Below are 19,660 nucleotides of genomic sequence, written 5' to 3'. Positions count from 1 at the left end.
GTATTAATAGTAACATAAGAGTAGGGGGACATGGTTAATGAACATAGATTAATGGGCAGAGTTTTGTTGAAGTTTATTAAACCAAAATGATGTTTTTTTAACCATTTGTACCGTGTTCAGAAAAGGACGAGTTTTGTTACATAACCATAACCATGAATATGTCAAAAAGATTATCATTCTTTTTATAGAAACATTACCTAGAAAAGTAATAAAATTATAAAACAAGTACAGAAAATTATTCTTCCAACAAGTGACCAATTTACAATGTATCTTCAAAGATGTGAATCAATTAGATTAGAAGCTTTTTAGTAGTAAAAGTGACCCAATAAGAATCACAACAGCGGACCAAATTGCATCTTCAGCGCACAAAATCACATAGAAGCATCTCTTCTTTATTAACCTAAAAAGATCTTTATTAATTAGTTTGGTTTGTAAGGAAGTGATGGATTCAACCTTGTCGCTGCATTCCTGAAGTAAGGTAAAGGAGTGTGGCCAACTAAGGTTGTGCCGGTTTTTTATTGTTGAGCTTCCTAGAAACTAGCTGAAATTACCTTTGGCTTACATCCTCTAACGTCGAATATTTTGTCTGTATATAACGCTGTGTTTTTAATTAAGGTCAAAGGTAATTGTTTATTTTTAAATAAAAGGGACCATAATGATTAATAAACTGTATTGGTCCACTTCATAAACAAGGGTATCAAGTCTGTGATTATACATAATTACCACATATGGTGAAAATATCTTTACATTCATGAAGTTTCAAGTAATAGAAAGGGTCGAAATAAGTTTTGGGGAGTGGTGGGTAATGAAGTTTTTTAAAAGGCAACCTTCCAAAAAAAGTGAACCAAGTGGTAGTTTCGATTTAAGTGCATTAAGCAATAGACCTATTCTTCCCTCTCTTCAGGAAAACGTGGACATGGTCTTGAAAACTTTTTACCATACAGATGATTTAAAGCAAAAAAACATGACTATCCAGCGACAAAATGGAAGCCTGTTATTTTTAGAATCTTTAACAGACATGGAGAAAGTTCAAAAAGGGATTACACATCTATCCTCTCTAGATCCTGAAGGGAATGGCGATAGTATATATCAAAAAATAGGTTTAAGGAGCGAAACAGAACTTCAACCCATTGTGGAAAAATTGCTGAAAGGATACAGTATTCTTCTATTAGATGGTACTTCTGAAGCAATCATTTTAGATACAAACATACAATATAATCGTTCTCCAGAAGAACCAACGAACGAAAAAGTGGTGAGGGGATCCCATGAAGGGTTTGTGGAGAACTTAGTAGTAAATATGAACCTTATTCGTAAGCGCATCGAGAGCCCTAATTTAATAGTGAAACAATTTACTGTTGGTAACATAACCAGGACGAGCGTTTCAGTCGTGTATATGCAGGGTATTGCTGACGAAGTCATTGTTAAAGAAGTGGAAAAGAGAATTCAAGCTATTAATAGTGATCTCATATTCAGCCTGGGATTCGTGGAGGAGTTCTTGGAGACTTCAGTCACTTCGCCATTCCCTCAAATGCTGAATACAGAAAGACCCGATCGAGTTATTGCGAATATATTGGAAGGAAGGATTGCGATTTTAGGCGATGGTAGTCCAACGGCCTTGATTTTACCTATCAACTTCTTTGCATTTTATCAATCACCCGATGACTATAACAGTCGTAGTATAGCTGGTTCTTTTTATCGCATGCTAAGGATGTTTAGCTTTTCAATTGCAGTCCTTCTCCCAGCTACGTATATTGCAATCGTCTCTTTTCATTTTGAAGTTATACCTGGAAATCTAATACTTCCCGTAAAAGGATCTCTTGAAAACATTCCCTATCAACCATTAGTAGAAGCCTTGTTAATGGAATTGATTATCGAATTAATCCGCGAGGCAGGTATAAGGCTGCCCACACCGATTGGACAAACGATTGGGATTGTAGGAGGGCTGGTTATTGGAGAATCGGTAGTACGAGCGGGACTCGTCTCCAACCTTATGGTTATAGTGGTAGCGTTGACTGCGATATCTTCCTTTGTCATTCCCTCTACCGAAATGAACACATCAGTCCGAATCCTGCGATTTCCTTTTATGATAGCTGCGGCTAGTTTTGGTTTCTTTGGAATCGTGTTTTGTATTATGATTTTATTGATACATTTATGTAAACTTGAGTCATTTGGAAGAGCTTATTTTGCCCCCTTGGCCCCTTTTAATTGGAAAGATATGAGGGACATGCTCGTAAGACTGCCTATATGGATGCAGGATGAACGACCGAAAGATGCTAGTCCACAAAAAACGAAACGGGGAGGAATGTCGAGGCCGTGGAAACAAGAGAAGTAAAATCGTCCTCTCCTAGCTCCATTTCAGTAGGACAATTAGCATTTTTCATTCTTCAAACACAAATAGGAGTGGGGATACTTTCCCTTCCTTTTGCAGTATTTAATGTATCTAAGGGGGATGCATGGATATCAATTCTCTTGGCTGGTTTTCTTGCACAGGTTATGATCGTAGTCATTTGGGTACTCTGCCGTCGATTTCCAGGAGCCACTTTCTTTGAATTTATTCCAACAATACTTGGCAAGATAGGAGGGACGATTTTATCCTTTACCTACATCGTTTACTTTATTGCTGTGGCAAGCCTTATTCTGACTTTATCCACAAACATTATTAAAAGTTGGGCTTTACCTACTACTCCTTCTTGGATTATTATGGTTATCATCATTATTTGCTCAATATATTTGGTAAAAGAAAATTTGAGAATTATTGCTAGATACCATATGCTTATTTCTTTCTTTTTTATCATCTTAATTTTTGTGTTTTTAGGTGTACTCGAATATTTAAATGTTCTTTATATAATGCCGGTAGGAAGTACAGGAATTGTTTCTATTTTAAAAGGCTCTAAGGAAGCAATTATAGCTATGTTAGGCTTTGAATTACTCTTGGTGTTATATCCACTCACGCAAGGAAAAGATAAGAAACAAGTAAAAGCGGTATCCTTGGCAAACTTAGGAGTGACTATTTTATACACGTTCATCACCATAAGTACCCTTATGTTCTTTTCTCCAGAAGAGTTGAAATTTGTACCAGAACCTGTACTTTATTTATTGAAGGCATTGGAATATACAGTACTGGAAAGATTAGATTTAATTATCATTTCCATATGGATAATAACGGTTAGTACGTCTTTTATGAGTTATCTATATATCGCTTCTTATGGAATGACCAAAATTTTACACCTAAAGCACCATAGAAAAGTAGTCCCATTTTTAGGTGCTATTTGTTTGGGCATCTCCCTTATTCCAGGCGATGAGGAAACGAAAATTGAAGCTTGGTCAAAATACATGGGTCATGCTGGTTTAGTCTTTGCCATAATTATACCATCCTTGCTTTTGTTGCTCGCTATTCTTTTTCGAATTAAGGATAGAGGTGAAAAATCATGAAGAAAGTTCTTTTGCTATTTACGATTCTTTTGTTTCTTGCTGGATGCTGGGATGAGCGTTTGTTAAAAGATGCCAACCTAATTAATATGGAAACGTTGGATGAAACCACGGACGGGAAAATCGAGACCACCGTTTCCGTTCCTAAAGCCAAGGCAGGACAAGCAGAAACTCAAGACATCATAGTTAATACTGAATCAGCAATAGGTGATACAGTTAGGAACAGCATTAATAATTTAGATAAAAAAATGGCTGGAAATCTAGACGCTTCTAAAAATGAAGTACTTCTTCTAGGTGAAGAACTTGTCAAGGAAGAGATTTTTTCTGTTTTGGACGTATTTTACCGTGATCCGAGAAGTGCTTTGAATGCAAAGGTTGCAATAACCGAGGGAAGTGCAAAAGACTTTATCAATCTAAAAATTGAAGGACAACCTTTAATCAGTCGCTATTTTTCAGAATTAATAAAAAGTGCTGAATCAAATACTCTTGTTCCGGAACTAAATTTACAATTGTTATGTTCATTAATTTTTGATGAAGGTCAAGATTTCGCATTGCCTTATTTGCGACTTTCGGAAGATGAGAAAAGTGCTGAAATAGTAGGTCTAATCATGTTTCATGAAGAACAACAACGTGGAATGTTAACATCTGAAGAGGGAATGATGTTTTTATTACTATCAGATCAAAAAGGAGATATCGACCAAATCACCGAAAATGTAGGAAGTGGTTCTGGTTCAAATCGGAAGGACTATGTAACTATCGATATCAAAAAAGCAACCCGCAAACTCGATATTCAAACAGAAGGGGAGAAGGGAATTCAAGTTAATCTAACACTGGACTTAGAGGTGAACGTAGTTGAGTATCCGGAGGACAAATTGCATGAAAAGTCAACAATTGAGAATCTAAACCAAAAGCTATCTGAAATTTTGACAAAGCGCGCTGAGGAGACTGTTGCTAAAATGCAAGAATCTAATAGTGATTTGCTTGGTATTGGGCGAAGGTTGATTGCCTATCATCCTAAAGAATGGATAAAATTGGATTGGAAAACTGAATATCCAAAAATCGCGATGAAAACTAAGGTTAATGTAAAAGTTGAATCTCACGGTATTATCAACTAGTAATTAAAATTAAAATACGGCTCTACTATATGAAATAAATTGATAGCAAAGTGAAAACCCATTGTTTTCAGGGGAAAGAAGAAGTACACCAAATACAGAACTTTCAAATACCCACTAACTTTAAAAAGAAGTTGAAAATAGTGGTTAAATCTACATTTAATCATATTCAGGAGAATAAGAAAAAGCATTGGAATCATCGCATGAGAGGAAAAAATGAGCTGCAATAGACTAAATCTTTAACATCATGAAAAACCCGGCAATCATCTTAAGACAAGATTGCCGGGTTTTTCATTTCATATGCAAAATAGCGCTTAAATCATTGCAAGTAATCTCTTAAAGTAACAGATAACTTTAAGAACCTAGTAGTGTCGTGTTCAGAAAAGGACGAGTTTTGGAACATAGATGGTAGATATGCAATCTGAAAATGCAGACATGAAAAAGCATCAGTAAAAGCTACTATACATTTTTACTGATGCTTATTTTATTAGATATTTCGGAAGCTAAATACATAACGAACTCTCCTACTAATCCATCATAGTGTGAGCAAACCAAAAAATGGATAAATACCATCTTTTATATGATATATTGAGAATAAAAAACAAGGGGATGAATGAGTGTGGATTTATCTGAGTATTATGCAAATCTTCCTTATGATTTAACCGGATCACGAGCGAAAAATCGATTTAGAAACGAAATCTTATGGGGATTTTAAAAAATGCTTGAAATTCACAAAAAGTATATCGAAACTGAAGGACTTGAATTTTATCAAGTTACGACACAAAATGACAACAGCTCATATACCATAGATAAAATGATTCAGAGAAATAGTGGTGGAGGCTCGGTATTAGGAAAGCTTTATAAGTTTAAATAAGATCAACTAGCTAAAGAAAATGATAAAACTCAAATCACTTTAGTATCTAATGCTCCCCTTTCAGATGGGAAGACAGAAGCAAGAAGAACAAAGTGAGCGAGCCGATTGGCCCAACACACATGACCATATGATATAGCTATGATTTGTTCTTCTTTTTTATCTTTTTCGATCCATACAATTGAATCTGAGTCTTTGTTGTTGTTCGATTAGCGAGTTCACTAAAAACCTGATTCCAATTTTTAATTTTAGGGACACTACTGATCAATTAATATTTATTCATTTCTTTCGTAACTGTCCAACTGTCCAACTGTCTAACTGTTCAGCAGGAAGGGGGCGGCTGAAAAAGTACCCTTGTCCAACCACATCAAATTCTTTTAGGAAAGCTACTTGTTCCTCCAACTCAATGCCTTCCACAATGACTCGTGCGTTAAGGTTTTTTTCCGACATCGATAATGGATGCTAAAATAAACATATTGCGACGATTACTTAGGACTTCATCAATTAGTGATTTGTCGATTTTTAACGTGTCTATTTCAACATTCTTAATCACATTTAAGGAGGAGTATCCTGCGCCAAAATCATCAATTGCTATCTTCACACCCACTGCTTTCAATTCTTCTATAAGTAACGATGATTCTTCGATGTTCATCATGACACTCTCTGTGATTTCTAATTCTAAGTAATGTGGATCTACTTTCTCTTCCTCTAACATTTTTGTCACTTTCTTACTGAAATCTACATCTGTGAATTGTCTGGCCGACACATTAACAGAAACCGGAACTTTTAGATGGGATTCGTTTTCCCATGCCTTAATTTGACGGCAGGCCTCTTTGATTACCCATTCCCCTATCGGAAGAATTAGGCCAGTTTCCTCAGCTATTGGTATAAAATCCATAGGAGACACTAAACCTGATGGTGAATTCCAACGAATAAGGGCTTCAAATCCAACCAAAACTCCTGTTCGCAAATCAACTTGGGGCTGATAGTATAGTTGAAATTCTTCTTGCTCAAGAGCATTGTGTAAAGCCTTCTCTAGTTGCAACTTTTTCGTTACTCTCTTGTTTAAATCGTCCGTGAAAAATTGGTAATTATTTTTCCCTTTTTCCTTGGCTAAATACATGGCTACATCAGCTTGTCTAATAATTGTTTCCTCGTCACTTGTGCAAGTTGATTGCATGCTGATACCGATGCTGAGCGTGATAACTATTTCTTGTCCAAGAAGAAGAACTGGTTGCTTCATTTCTTTTAAAATCTGGTCAGCAAGTTGGCGGATATCCTCTTCCGTCACATCTTCTAATACAATGATAAACTCGTCTCCCCCAAGTCTCGAGATATGATCCTTTTTCCTTAGACAAGCACGGATTTTATCTGAAACTTGTTTCAAGAAGAGATCTCCTCCATAATGTCCGAGTAAATCATTAATACGCTTGAAATCATCGAAGTCAACGAGAAGAATAGCAATCATTTGTTCCTGTTCTTTGGTTCTCTTTACAACTTCTTTTAGATTCTTATAAAACCAATGACGATTTGGAAGGCCTGTAAGTTGGTCAGTAAATGCTTGTTCGACTATCTTTTTCTGGGCTTGTTTTTTCTCGGTTACGTCGCGGACGATAGCGAAAATCCCGTCAATCTTGCCTTGCTTTCTTTTCGGGACAGCATTAATGTCCACTTCAACAAGATGTCCATTCTTATTCTTAATCGTGTGTTCAAAATTGACTGGGTTTCCACCAATCACTGTTGTGAAAAACTCATTGACTCTATCCAAATCATTAGCAATCAATGTAGGAAAAGATAGGGTAAGTAACTCGTTTTTAGAAAAACCGGTAAGCTTTTCAGTCATTTTATTAGCATTTTTAAAATACCCGTGCATATCAATTTCAACGACCGCATCCAGGTTATATTCAAAAAGAGAACGGTACTTTTCTTCATTTTCACCCAATAAATTTAGAGCCTCTTTTTCCTTTGAAATGTCTTTAGCAATTCCATAAACTCCAATAACTTGATCGTCAACAATGATTGGTATATTTGTTATATGTAAGGGAATTCTTTTACCATTTTTACGAATGCCTACGGTCTCATAGTTTTCTGGTTTTCCCCCTAAGGCTTTTATGAAATTTGCATTCGTCATTTCTAAATGATTTGGATCCACTACGACATGAAAGGACATCGTTAGAAGTTCTTCTATGGAATATCCTAATATACCTTCTAATGATGGATTGATATCCATCAGATTCCCATTATGATCCATGGAATAAACACCGTCGGGGTTATTCTGAAAAAGAGATCGATAGCGTTGTCTATTTTCCTCTAACTCTCTACCTGTTTTCTTTTGCAACGTAATATCTCTTAACACTAATTGAATGGCCGACTTTCCTTCAAATTCTATTCCAACCCCAGTTACTTCGACTTCTAAGACTGTTCCGACAGGGGTGATGATTCGAAGTTCCATTGGCTTTGCCTTGAATCCCGGCTTCGTGTTTTGAGTACGTTCTCTTACTATATCTTTGAAGGAAGGATGAACGAATTCTGTAATTGATTTTCCGATTAAGTCACTTTTACTGAATCCATTAATCATTATCAAACAGGCTTCATTGATGAAGGTTATTTTCTCATTACAAAGGACAACGATAGCCTCAGGGGAAAGTTCTACTAAACGACGAAATCGTTCTTCACTTTCTTTCACCTTTACCATAAAGCGTCTTTCTGCATTAAGTGTACGTAAATCAAGAAAGGATAAGAAAGTTGCGATAATCATAATGATAAGTACAGTTATTGAAACAACGACGGCCAATGTAAAGGGATGAATACCGGTTACTGAATCAGTATGGGAATGTTGAGAATAAAAAGTAGCTTTCATTCCTGTATAATGCATCAATGAAATGCCCAATCCTAAAATTACTGCACTAACTACTTTCTGGCCAACAGAAGCATTTGTTTCTTTAATTTCAAAGAAAAATTTTAGAGCGAATGATGAAAAAATCATTGCAATGAGGATTGAAAGGATAAAGTAATAAGAGTTAAACTGCAAATTAACAGGCTCTGTTATAGCCATCATTCCTATATAATGCATTGACACAATACCTGTGCCTATTATAAACCCACTTAGTACCACTTTGGCTTTAGTTACGAATTCAACCTGCAGGATATAAAAGGATGCAAACGACGCGATAATTGCAGCAAATAAGGATACAAAAAGCAAGAAAGGATGATACGTTAAAGGGGAACCTATGTGAAAAGCCATCATTCCAATAAAATGCATTGAAAAAACACCCATCCCCATAACAAGGGAACCGGAAAAAACCCAAATAATTTGTCTAGATCTATTTTGATCCGAAATTCTTTCAACCAAAATCAACGCGGTATATGATGATAGAATTCCGATAATTACAGAAAGAAGTATCAGAAAAGGACTAGCTGATTCAAATGACATTACTTTCAACCCTTTCTCTTGACGCGACAATAAGGTCTATTATACTTCAAAATTCACAATAGAAAGGAGAGTAATTACCTATTTGTGTAGAATTTGTGAAGACACTTTTGCACTCAGGAATAACTCATTTAATGAAAAAAATAGTATTTAATTCTCTCCCAAAAGCTTTTGAAAAGCAGAAACTGGAGAATGAACAATTACAGTCCCAACACCAAAAGGTACAGGATTGGACTTTAAACGGAAAAGAGCTATTGCGAATAGAATAGGATTATGAGGAGAGCAATGAACTGAGCCCTTATTAAATTGTCCGTTAATAAAGGCCAGTTCACCCTTGAATTAGGTCCTTTTTTTATTCTTGAAATTTCAACAATATTATTTAACATAGCCACGCTGCCCTCCATTTCTTTATGGACTAATCTTCACGGCTCGTTTGCTCGTTAGGAAAAAAACAGGAACCTACGGCATTTTTAGAGTAAGGCGACACGTTAGAGCTTCTTGCAAAGCACTTGCTGCTTTGGTAGGAGCTATCGTGCAGCCTCCATTTAAAGTTTTTTATTTAATGGGTGTACCCGGTTTATTGTTTTTAAGAGTGAAAATAAATTTTATAGACTCTTTTCCTATTACTGAGGAAGAGGGTCTTTTGGAGCTGAAAACTATTTCATAAATTCGCCAAGAGCCAAGGCTTCTTTTGATGAGTTTCTTCTATTCTATATGTAAAACTATAATGATTCTTCATACTCTCCTACTAGTCTATAAAAAGTTATCTTTTTCACCCTTTATATCTCTTAGCTTCTTCAATACTAATATTCGGTATAAAGTTGGAGTTCGATATTAATTTAATGATTAAATCTGAAACTTCTGGTTATTTAGTGCTATCTTTTAATTTTAACTTAACAGGACTAAGTATCTATTGGTATTATTAAGTAAATATATGAATTACATAAAAATATGTTAAATAATACAGTAATAATTAAAGGTTTTTATTAAACAAAAAAATCTTAAATAAAGAAAGTAAGGTGACGATATGGAACACACATTAGTTGGAGATAATATTTTACTTGTTTTGTTATCCTTTATCGTTATCCTGCTTACTTCATTTACGGTATTCGATGTTAGTGCTCGAATGTTTCATGTAAGCAAACGTAAAAGGGTATTGTGGTTAATTGTTGGTTCTTTAACAATGGGTGGAGGAATTTGGGCCTTGCATTTTATTGGAATGCTTGCGTATATGCCCGCCACGATTAATTACAACATCATGACTTTAAGTATTTCTTTTGCTATTACCGTTTTTTCATCATTCATTACTTTATTGATTGTTTCCCAATATAAGGTGAGAAAAAAAAATTTTGTTTTTGGTTGTTTAATAATGGCTGCCAGCCTTGTAGGCATGCATTACATTGGGTTGAAATCTATCCATATGAATGCCGCCATTACTTATAACCCGTTAATACTTCTACTATCAGTTTTTTTTGCATTTATTCCATCTGTCATTTTTTATAAAGTCATCTACGATACCCGCAAAAAAGAAACAATCCTATCTATACATACCAAGTTATTCAGTGGCATTCTTATGGGGCTGTCTATATCCGTCATGCATTACACTGCGATGTTTGGCACTGAATTTACTTACCGTTTATATCCAGTAAGCGTTGATTTTCAAACGATAGATGCCAGCCAACTAGCAACGTTCATCGGCATAGGATCAATTTTTATGGTCATATTGGTCCTCATAAGTTCGTATCTGGACGCGAAATTCTCGAATCAGACGGCTCGGTTAAAAATCAATGAACAATACTATAAGTCACTATTCGAAGATAATTCGGAGGCAATATTACTATTTGATTTGAAAGGTCATTTCGAAGACTACAATAAATCGGTAAATGAAATTTTTGGCTACTCGTTTGAAGAGTTGTATCATGAAAATTTCACTTCACTCGTTATTCCGGAAGATCAGGAGCTTAGCATCCAACAATTCAGCTTAGCAGCAGCAGGTACTGTGACGACTTATGAAACATCGGTTCTACATAAAGAGGGCTATCAAATGGATTTGAGAGTGAAGAATATCCCTGTTATTGTTGAGGGGAAAGTAGTGGGCGTCTTTGGTATCTTCAATGACATTACAGAATCCAAACATGCAAAAGAGGCGCTTATTGAAGCTGAATCGAAATATCGAAGTTTAGTAGAACAATCCATAATGGGTGTATATATTTTTCAAGATGATAAAATCGTCTATTCAAATCCGCGGTTGGAGGAAATCCTTGGTTATAGCCAGGAAGAACTATCCGGACTCAAGCTTAAAGATTATGTTTATGTAGAAGATATTCCACTTGTAACCGAAAATATTTCAAAAAGAATGAACGAGAGCGTACAATCGCTTCAATACGAATATCGAGCCATAAAAAAAGATGGTACGATGGCATATTTAGAAGTCCATGGTTCTGTAGCAAGATTTCGAGGCGAAAATGCAGTTATCGGGACCATTGTCGATATTACAGATAGGAAAAAGTCGGAAGAGACCATTCAATACATGGCTTTCTACGATTATTTGACAGGGTTGCCAAATAGTAATTTTTTAAATGAACGCTTACAAGAATTAGTACATGAAAAAAAAGAGACGGCTGTCTTGTTGCTCGAACTAGATCGACTGAAAACGATTAAAGATACTGTCGGTCAGGAAACAGGAAATTCCCTTGTACTGTTGGCAAGCGAACGAATCAAGCAGGTGCTGGGAGACAGGGATATTCTGACTCGATGGCAGGAAGATAAATTCGTCATTCTTTTGCCTAATACAGATCATGAACGCACGACACAAATAGCAAAAACGATTTTAGAGGCCATCGCCCAACCGTTGACCAATGTCCAACATGACGTGTATATGAACCCGAGTATGGGAATAAGTCTGTATCCGACTGACGGGGATACAACTGAAACCTTATTGGATATGGCCAATTCTGCTCTCAACTATGCAAAAAAGCATGGCAACAATAGCTTTCACTTTTATACAGAGGACCTGAATGGGAAATCAAGAGAAAATCTTGAACTCGAAATGGATTTATATAAAGCGATTGAAATGGAAGAATTGATGTTGCATTATCAACCTCAATTCCATTTAAGTACGGGAGAGTATATTGGCAATGAAGCATTAATTCGATGGAATCATCCAAAAAGAGGGTTAGTTTCACCATTACACTTCATTCCGATCGCAGAAGAAACAGGGCTCATTATTCCGATTGGGGAGTGGGTATTAAAAACGGCTTGCGCTCAAAATAAAGCGTGGCAAATGGCTGGTTTCCCACCAATCGTAGTTTCGGTCAACCTTTCCTCTCGTCAGTTTGCTCAAACTAATCTAGTGGGAGTTGTGGAGCGAATACTCGCTGAAACAAAATTGGATGCGAAATACCTAAATCTTGAAATTACTGAAAGTATGACCATGGATGTAGACCGAACGATCAGCATTTTGCAGGCACTGAAAAAATTAGGTGTGAAAATTAGTATTGATGACTTTGGTACGGGCTATAGTTCTTTGTCTTACTTGAAAGAATTCCCGATTGATTGCTTAAAAATTGATCAGTCCTTTATTCGAGATTGCCATCTTGACCAAAGCAATGGCACGATTGTCAAAGCAATCATTTCGATGGCTCATCACTTGAATATCCAAGTAATTGCTGAAGGTGTTGAGACGAAAGAACATCTGGACTTTCTCCAACAAAATCTATGCGATTCAGTACAAGGTTATTTATTGAGTAAGCCGATACCAGCAGAAAACATAGAGGTACAATTCCCTGACTTACAAAAAATCATCAGAAGATATGGACTAACCAGCGAAATTAGTCATCGTCTATGGTTGGAAAGAGAATTAGAAATGGCGAAACAAGAGTTGCAGGAAACGATTCGTCAACAGGACGGTATGACGCTTAAATACAAATTAAAAGATGAAAAATTAATTCATACAATGTGTGAAGGGGAATTGATCTATCGGATTGGATTATCCCCAGAGAAAGTCGTTGGAAAAGAACTTGCAGAGATATTGCCTTTGGAAAAAGCTATAAAAAAAGAAGCATTCTATCGAAGAGCGTGGCAAGGCGAGGAGAATGTATCCTACGAAGGACATGAAAACGGCATTGTTTACCTGGCTACTTTACGCCCGGTATTCAGAATGGGGAAAGTGGTTGAAGTTATTGCTTCCTGCGTTGAGATTACGGAACGGAAACGTGTGGAAGAAGCCCTACGTCATAGTGAAATTAACTACCGGTTAATTGCTGAAAATACGAGCGATATCATCACTGTTGTGGATAAAAATGGTATAGTTCTTTACACTTCCCCATCTAGTGAATTTGTAAGTGGATATCCAATAAATCAATTAATTGGTTCGTCAGGGTTTTTATACGTCTATCCAGTTGATTTGCCGATGATTGAGAACGCTTTTAGTGAAATCAAGTTAACGAAAACTTCAAATCTGGTTCAATATCGTTTTATTCACAAAAATAAGTCATTGATTAACTTGGAAGCCAAAATCACGCCTGTCTTGGGGGATAACGGTGACATTGAACATTTCGTTGTTGTTATTCGAGATATAACAGAACAAAAGAAAGCCGAAGACCATCTGAGAAAATGGGAAAGATTATCCGTAGCTGGAGAATTAGCCGCAGGCGTAGCCCATGAAATTCGAAACCCTTTGACATCGATTAAAGGATTCTTCCAGCTCCTCGGTAAGAGTGGAATAGCTGCAGAATATTACGATATTATGCTAAAAGATTTTAATCAAGTTGAATCCATTATTAATGAATTTCTTGCCTTAGCCAAACCTGAGGCAGCTATCTATAAACCTACAGATTTAAAGACGATATTATCTAAAGTGGCAACTTTTCTTAAATCCGAAGCAAATCTAAAAAACATTAACATTGAATCAAAAATAGCAATAGATCCTCTTTTCATTATTTGTGATGAAAGCCAAATGAAACAAGTGTTTCTAAATATAATAATTAATGCGATTGAATCCATGACTAATGGTGGAGATCTTAAAGTTTCAATAGAGAAAAAAGATGAAGAATCGGTTATTGTTCTTATTATTGACCAGGGATGCGGGATGACGGAAGATCGTGTAAAAAAACTAGGAGAGCCTTTCTATAGCAACAAAGAAAAGGGAACTGGCCTTGGATTAATGAGTAGTTATAAAATTATTCATGAACATAAAGGTGAAATTTTCATTGAGAGTAAACTTAATTCAGGAACCACTGTTGAAATTAAACTTCCATTAATTCCGAAATCTGAATCAGTGTAATTAAGTGAAATATAACTATCAAATACTTGGATCAATATGAAAACTTCAATTTAGAGGTTGCCTTTCATATCCGAAAAGGAAGGAAGAAAATTCTGATGAATGAGCGTGCTTATGAAGTCATTTCATTGCATAGTTAAATTTCGAATACTTATTCCGTTTTTTAACAAATCTTGATAGGTATTCGGATTTTATTAGAGTTTAATAGAAAAGTAACATTACTTTGTGATGGGGAAATGACCCCATTTCAAGATTGCTTATTAAATTAGTAGATAAAAATGTCTGAACCATTAGTGAATCCAAATTTAGCTAGTAATTCACTGACAGTCACCTATCTAGTCTCCATGAAAGAAAGTATTAGATACTTAATTGGATTACCGATTTACCAAGTAAAGGTGAAGTATATTTGGACGATAATACTCTGGTGATTATGGAAGTAGATGAGTTTTTTACAGTTCACACTTTGGTTTGTCTTAATATACTCGTAAAGGAGAACAAATTATGAGTGAGATAATTATATCGACAGGCAAGAATCTTAATGATGCTATTGATACCGGTGTTTGTCAAGGTAGTTGTCGCATAATACTCTTTTCCTAGATTAGATAGTGTTCATCTTTCCTACCGCGCTTCGCTTGCTCTCCTGTAGATAATTGATCAGAGTGAAACTCTGATCAATTATCTACAGGGCAAGGGGAACAACTAGCGGCTATGATCTATTAGTGTATTTAACGGGACTTATTTAATCGTCATTTCTTTCATTGGATTTAATGCGACTGATTCGATTGGATCCCAGTTTCTTGTTGATCCTGACCATCGCTCTGGATGTTTTTGTTTCGCAAGCTCATAAACTTTACTACGCTTTTTAAGTACATCAATATAGACACCTGTATGCCGTTGTTCCGGTGTCACAAAATTGATTCCACTGTGTTGATGTTCATGAGTGTGCCAATGAACAAACCTTGCGGTCCATTCTCGTGCATCTTCAATTGATTGGAAGCCATTGTATGGGAACTCTGGTCGGTATTTTAGTGTCCGAAAAACGGACTCGGAATACGGGTTATCATTACTCACGCGCGGTCTTGAGTATGAGCTTTGGATTCCTAGTTTCTCAAGTAACACTTGAAATGTTCCTGCTTTCATCGGGCTGCCATTATCGGAGTGTAAGACAAGAGGAGCCCCGCGAATTTTTTCATTTAGAATTGCTTTTCTTATTAATTCTTCGGCGTGAGCAGTGTCTTCTGTTTCCCATACTTCCCAGCCGACAATCTTTCTGCTAAATAAATCGATAATTAAATAGAGCTTATAAAATAATCCTTTAATAAGACCCTTCAACCAAGTAATATCCCAGGTCCATACTTGATTGGGAGCTGTCGCTAAATAACTTTCCGGTAATTTCATTTCTGGTCTTTTGCTTCGCCCTCGATGTTGCTGCATATTATTTTCACGCAATATGCGATAAAACGTTGATTCAGAAGCGATATAAATCGACTGATCTGCAAGCTTAGGCACGATTTGTGAAGGTGGTAAATCCACAAACTCTTCTTTTTTGACGACATCTAATATTTCTAATCTTTCTTCTTTTGTTATCTTGTTTTTTGGTTCAGGACGAAGGGCGTGAGGACGTTGATCTTCATTAATACCACCATCTGAAACCCAACGTTCATAAGTACGCACGCTGATATTCAGTTCTATACAAGCACGAGCTATTCGTGCACCATTACGATTAGCTTCCTGAATTAGTTCAACCGCAAGTGCGCGATCTGGTGGGTTAATCATTCGTCCTCTTGATCCCCCCAAATCGCTCGGGCCTTTTTTCTTAACAATAATAAGGCCGCAGCTTCAGCCAACGCCTTTTCTTTTTTACGCAGATCTTTTTCAATCTCGGATGTACGTCGTTTTTCTTGTTTCAGTTCTTGAGTGAGTCGTTTGGTCTGATTGATTTCACCTGTGTTTGCGGTTAAACAAACAGAACGCCATGCATCAATCTGTTCTTTAAATAACCCTTTTTTTCGGCAGTATTCTGCAAGCTCTGATTGATTCATCGAGTAGGATTCCAACACCACTAGAAACTTATCTTCACTACTCCAACGTTCAGAAGTCTGTCCATTTCCAGGAGTTGCGTTTCAGTCAATTCGAGCTTTTTGTCTCCACTTATAGAGCGATTGTTCCGAGATGCCCAGTTCATCACCAATACTTTTTATGGACTCATTATTTGGGGGCATCATTCTAACAAGGACAGCGTCCTTCAATTCTTGTGAATATCTATTCCCGTTTTCATTATTCATATCGCACGACCTCCATCTATTAATTAAATTATAACAGGAGAGTTCTATACGACACTTATCCTAACAGTGGGGGGTTTCTCAGCGCGATCGCCGATTTTCTTGCGTTTATAGCTAATTGTCTCCATTGTCGGTTCTGCCAATAATACAGAAGAAGAGACCTCCGCCTCGTTGAATAGTTGGAGTGTTAGCTGATTTTCATCCGTCTTCTCGCTGGATGAGCCAAAGCGTTTCTGCTGGCTCAGTCTGAACTGCTCCTCATACCATTGTTCTCAATTCAGATTCCAACACACCATTTTTATTTAAAGTTAAAACAATTGCTGCAAGATATTTCTCCGATTTAATATCTGCATCCACTTTTTCTAAATTTTTGTTTGTATTTTCAAAAGCAATAATTTCATTTGAAGTAATATATCTGTTTGCATCTTCTCCTGAGTTGTCTAAAATTGCTATTTTAACTTGTTCTTCAGATAAAAATTTATCTTGAATATCAGACCAAAAAATTAAAACGCTCAGTAACATCATAAAAATTATTGTTGATACTAAAATAGATTTCGACTTTATTTTGTCTTTATAAACATTTGATACTAAAAACCAATATTTATTCAATATTCTCCCCTACTTCCTTTTTAAATATAATCTCAAGTGATTGGTAATCTAGGGAGAATTTCTCTCATGTTAATGAATGAGGTATTTTTTTATAAATTATATTATTTATTCTTAAATTATTCCATTAAGCTTTTTACTATTTCTTTTACTTCATATGTTTTTTCTGGTAAAACTCATGAACTGTTTTATACAACGCGGATTGTAAAATTAAGCGAGACACCAAAAAAAGACATGTCATGATACACTCAATTTATCACCGACAAAAGTTAATAAGGAGAGTGTATCAGACATGTCCTACACCCATCTTACCAGTACAGAATTGGTATTCATAGAAGAATATCATTCCCTTGGTCATACTGGACGAAAAATAGCCAAAAACTTAAAGCGTGGTCATGAAACCATTTATCGAGTCATTAGGCAGTTGCTTGATGGTTTCACTGCGCTTGATATTTACCTTACGTATAAAGAGAATAAATCAAATTGCGGACGTACGAATATTGAATTACCTTCTTCTGAAATTGACTATATTAACGAAAAAACACGTCAAGATTGGACGCCTGATGTCATTGTTGGTCGCAATGAAAAGCCCATTTCTTGCAGTAGAAGCACACTTTATCGACTGTTTAAGTCAGGTGTGTTCAATCAAGAAAATCTCCCGATGAAGGGCAAACGAAAACCAAACGGCCATCAAGAAAAAAGGGGAAAGCAGGCTTTTAGACGCAGCATTCTCGATCGAGACAGTGAACATCCAAACTATCAAAAAGAATTTGGACATCTTGAAGGAGATACAATCGTCGGACGCCATCATAAAAGTGCCATCATCACACTAGTCGAGCGGGTAAGTAAGTGCATTATTGCCATTAAACCGGCTGGGAGAAAAGCAGGCAACATTGAAGAGGCCATCAATCATTGGTTCGATCAATTACCGAAACACTTATTTAAATTAATTATCTTCGACTGTGGTAAAGAATTTTCCAATTGGAAAAACATCAGTAATCATCATGATATTGATATTTATTTCGCTGATCCAGGAACACCTTCTCAAAGAGCTTTAGATGAGCATTCTAACGGCCTTCTTCGTCAGAATGGATTGCCTAAAGAAATGGATTTTCGTCCTGTTGCACAAGATTATATATCAAGTGTGGCCTTACGTAGAAACCATATACCCAGAAAATCACTGAATTACCAGACGCCCATTGAGTGTTTCATGGAACATGTGGCCGAACATGTAGATCAAGATATTTTGTCTCGCTTAATTTGACAAAACAATCAATTTAAACATTTATTATTTAGTTCTTTGAATCAGTACTTATAATTCCATTCCCCTAGGATTTAACATTTCCTATTATTTCTAATTAATCCAGATAATGCTACTTACTTTATTATTTTTTATGTCCGCCTAAGAGTCTTGAACGATGAACGGCGGTGCCTGCATCTGTATAAGAGACCGCACGTAAGATAGCCGTAGTGCCGTATTTTCTGCGAATCTGATCCATCGTCTCCCCCAATTTACGCTTTTGCCATTTGCGTGCTTCGAAAAGGCTGAGCTGCATAGACGACTCATCTTCCAAATTGGTAATCGATAAAGAAATTTGTCTAACAGGCTTACCTTGGTGAAGTTCGTAGAAAAGATTCTGGCATAAACGATAGATTTTTAAAGTTTCATTCGTTGACTCTTCCATAGTAAGTGAACGTGAAAACCCTCCTCCGAAGACTTCTTTGCTATACCCCATACTCAAATGAACGGTTCTTCCAACTTTTCCTGCCTCACGAGCACGTCTCGCTACGTCTTCACACATTTCTAGCAATACCGTAAAGATATCTTCCGTCTTTACATAATCTCGAAACAAAATTTGCCCTTTTCCATAACTAACTTGCCCTTCCATTATAGGTGCACCAAGTTCTGATAAATCAATTCCCCATGAATGATGATAGAGTTGATTGCCCATTACGCCAAAGCGTTCTTCAAGCGTTTTCAAATCGCTATTCGCGATATCGCCAATCTTAAAAATTCCCATTCCATTTAGGTTTTGTTCCACTCGTCGCCCAATTCCCCACATCTCGCTTAAAGGACTCACTGGCCATAATTTTAGAGGCACATCTTCATACGTCCATTTCGCAACACCGGTCTTCTTGGCTTCTAAATCCAATGCCAATTTTGCCATTAACATATTTGGCCCTATACCTACGGCTGAAGGCAATTGAAATAGATTCAACAAGTCATCTTGAATACGCCGAATGGTATTGTCGAAGGGTCCCCATAATCGTTCGGTTCCGGACAAATCAAAAAAGCATTCATCTATGCTATACACGTGAATGGCTTCTTTCGGGACATACTGACTAATTATTCTTGTGATTTCCATGGATAGATTTACGAAAAATTGCATTTTAGGTTCAATTAAACGAATTTCTGGATGGTCAGGTATTTCAAACAGGCGTGTACCTGTCTTCACCAAACTCTTTTTTCATTCGTGGAGATGCTGCGAGCACCACACTGCCTTTTTATTCTAAGTTTCCAATGATGGCGATTGCTTCTTCCATCACATCTAATCCAAGGTCAGCTGCACCACAACTGGCATGAAAACTTCTCATATCCAGGCAAGCAATGGTTCGATTCGGTAATGTTTTCATAAATAATCCCCCTCA

General features: G+C 36.5%; 8 protein-coding genes and 3 pseudogenes. 5 read left to right on the top strand and 6 right to left on the bottom strand.

Translation table 11 applies throughout. From position 1 onward, the window contains the following. Positions 1 to 805 precede the first annotated feature (805 nt). Genes ACFPYN_RS05545 through ACFPYN_RS05535 form a run of 3 tightly spaced genes read left to right on the top strand, consistent with a single transcriptional unit; the run spans position 806 to position 4,544 of the window. On the top strand, positions 806 to 2,332 hold the full coding sequence (locus ACFPYN_RS05545) for a spore germination protein (RefSeq protein WP_377733017.1): 1,527 nt from the start codon (positions 806 to 808) through the stop codon (positions 2,330 to 2,332). After that, positions 2,314 to 3,432, top strand: coding sequence for a GerAB/ArcD/ProY family transporter (locus ACFPYN_RS05540; RefSeq protein WP_377733016.1), 1,119 nt, complete (start codon positions 2,314 to 2,316; stop codon positions 3,430 to 3,432). The genes ACFPYN_RS05545 and ACFPYN_RS05540 overlap by 19 nt, the downstream gene beginning before the upstream one ends. Continuing rightward, positions 3,429 to 4,544, top strand: a complete 1,116-nt coding sequence (locus ACFPYN_RS05535) for a Ger(x)C family spore germination protein (protein ID WP_377733015.1) — start codon at positions 3,429 to 3,431, stop codon at positions 4,542 to 4,544. Before ACFPYN_RS05540 ends, ACFPYN_RS05535 begins: the two co-directional genes overlap by 4 nt. 1,147 nt (positions 4,545 to 5,691) lie before the next feature. Here the strand turns inward: ACFPYN_RS05535 and ACFPYN_RS05530 are convergent. Both ACFPYN_RS05530 and ACFPYN_RS05525 read right to left on the bottom strand, forming a co-directional pair. Then, positions 5,692 to 5,814 carry a hypothetical protein gene (locus ACFPYN_RS05530; RefSeq protein WP_377733014.1) on the bottom strand — a complete coding sequence of 41 codons (123 nt, stop codon included), beginning with the start codon at positions 5,812 to 5,814 and terminating at the stop codon, positions 5,692 to 5,694. Between the two features lie 28 nt (positions 5,815 to 5,842). Next, entirely contained in the window at positions 5,843 to 8,689 is a 2,847-nt protein-coding gene (locus ACFPYN_RS05525) for a bifunctional diguanylate cyclase/phosphodiesterase (protein ID WP_377733072.1), read from the bottom strand. Positions 8,690 to 9,869: 1,180 nt separating this feature from the next. On the opposite strand from ACFPYN_RS05525, the gene ACFPYN_RS05520 reads away from it, so the two are divergent. Further along, a complete protein-coding gene (locus ACFPYN_RS05520; RefSeq protein ID WP_377733013.1) occupies positions 9,870 to 14,126 on the top strand; it encodes an EAL domain-containing protein in 4,257 nt (1,418 codons plus the stop codon). A 732-nt stretch (positions 14,127 to 14,858) separates the two neighbouring features. Here ACFPYN_RS05520 and ACFPYN_RS05515 read toward each other — a convergent pair. The 3 genes and pseudogenes from ACFPYN_RS05515 to ACFPYN_RS05505 form a co-directional block, all read right to left on the bottom strand. Continuing rightward, positions 14,859 to 16,408 (bottom strand): annotated as a pseudogene (locus ACFPYN_RS05515) (IS3 family transposase). Between the two features lie 95 nt (positions 16,409 to 16,503). Then, positions 16,504 to 16,674 (bottom strand): annotated as a pseudogene (locus ACFPYN_RS05510) (transposase domain-containing protein); the annotation flags it as partial. Then, positions 16,664 to 17,014: a hypothetical protein gene (locus ACFPYN_RS05505; protein ID WP_377733012.1), complete on the bottom strand. Its 351-nt coding sequence runs from the start codon at positions 17,012 to 17,014 to the stop codon at positions 16,664 to 16,666. The pseudogene ACFPYN_RS05510 and the gene ACFPYN_RS05505, both read right to left, overlap by 11 nt. A gap of 289 nt (positions 17,015 to 17,303) precedes the next feature. Here ACFPYN_RS05505 and ACFPYN_RS05500 point away from each other — a divergent pair, with 289 nt between their 5' ends. Continuing rightward, a complete protein-coding gene (locus ACFPYN_RS05500; RefSeq protein WP_377733011.1) occupies positions 17,304 to 18,275 on the top strand; it encodes an IS30 family transposase in 972 nt (323 codons plus the stop codon). Between the two features lie 121 nt (positions 18,276 to 18,396). On the opposite strand, the pseudogene ACFPYN_RS05495 reads toward ACFPYN_RS05500, so the two are convergent. Beyond that, positions 18,397 to 19,645, bottom strand: a pseudogene (locus ACFPYN_RS05495) (Y-family DNA polymerase). Positions 19,646 to 19,660: the final 15 nt, after the last annotated feature.

Origin of the sequence: Paenisporosarcina macmurdoensis (assembly GCF_042658845.1) — a bacterium.
Taxonomy (GTDB): Bacteria; Bacillota; Bacilli; order Bacillales_A; family Planococcaceae; genus Paenisporosarcina; species Paenisporosarcina macmurdoensis.
This window is presented reverse-complemented; position numbering and strand designations above follow the sequence as displayed.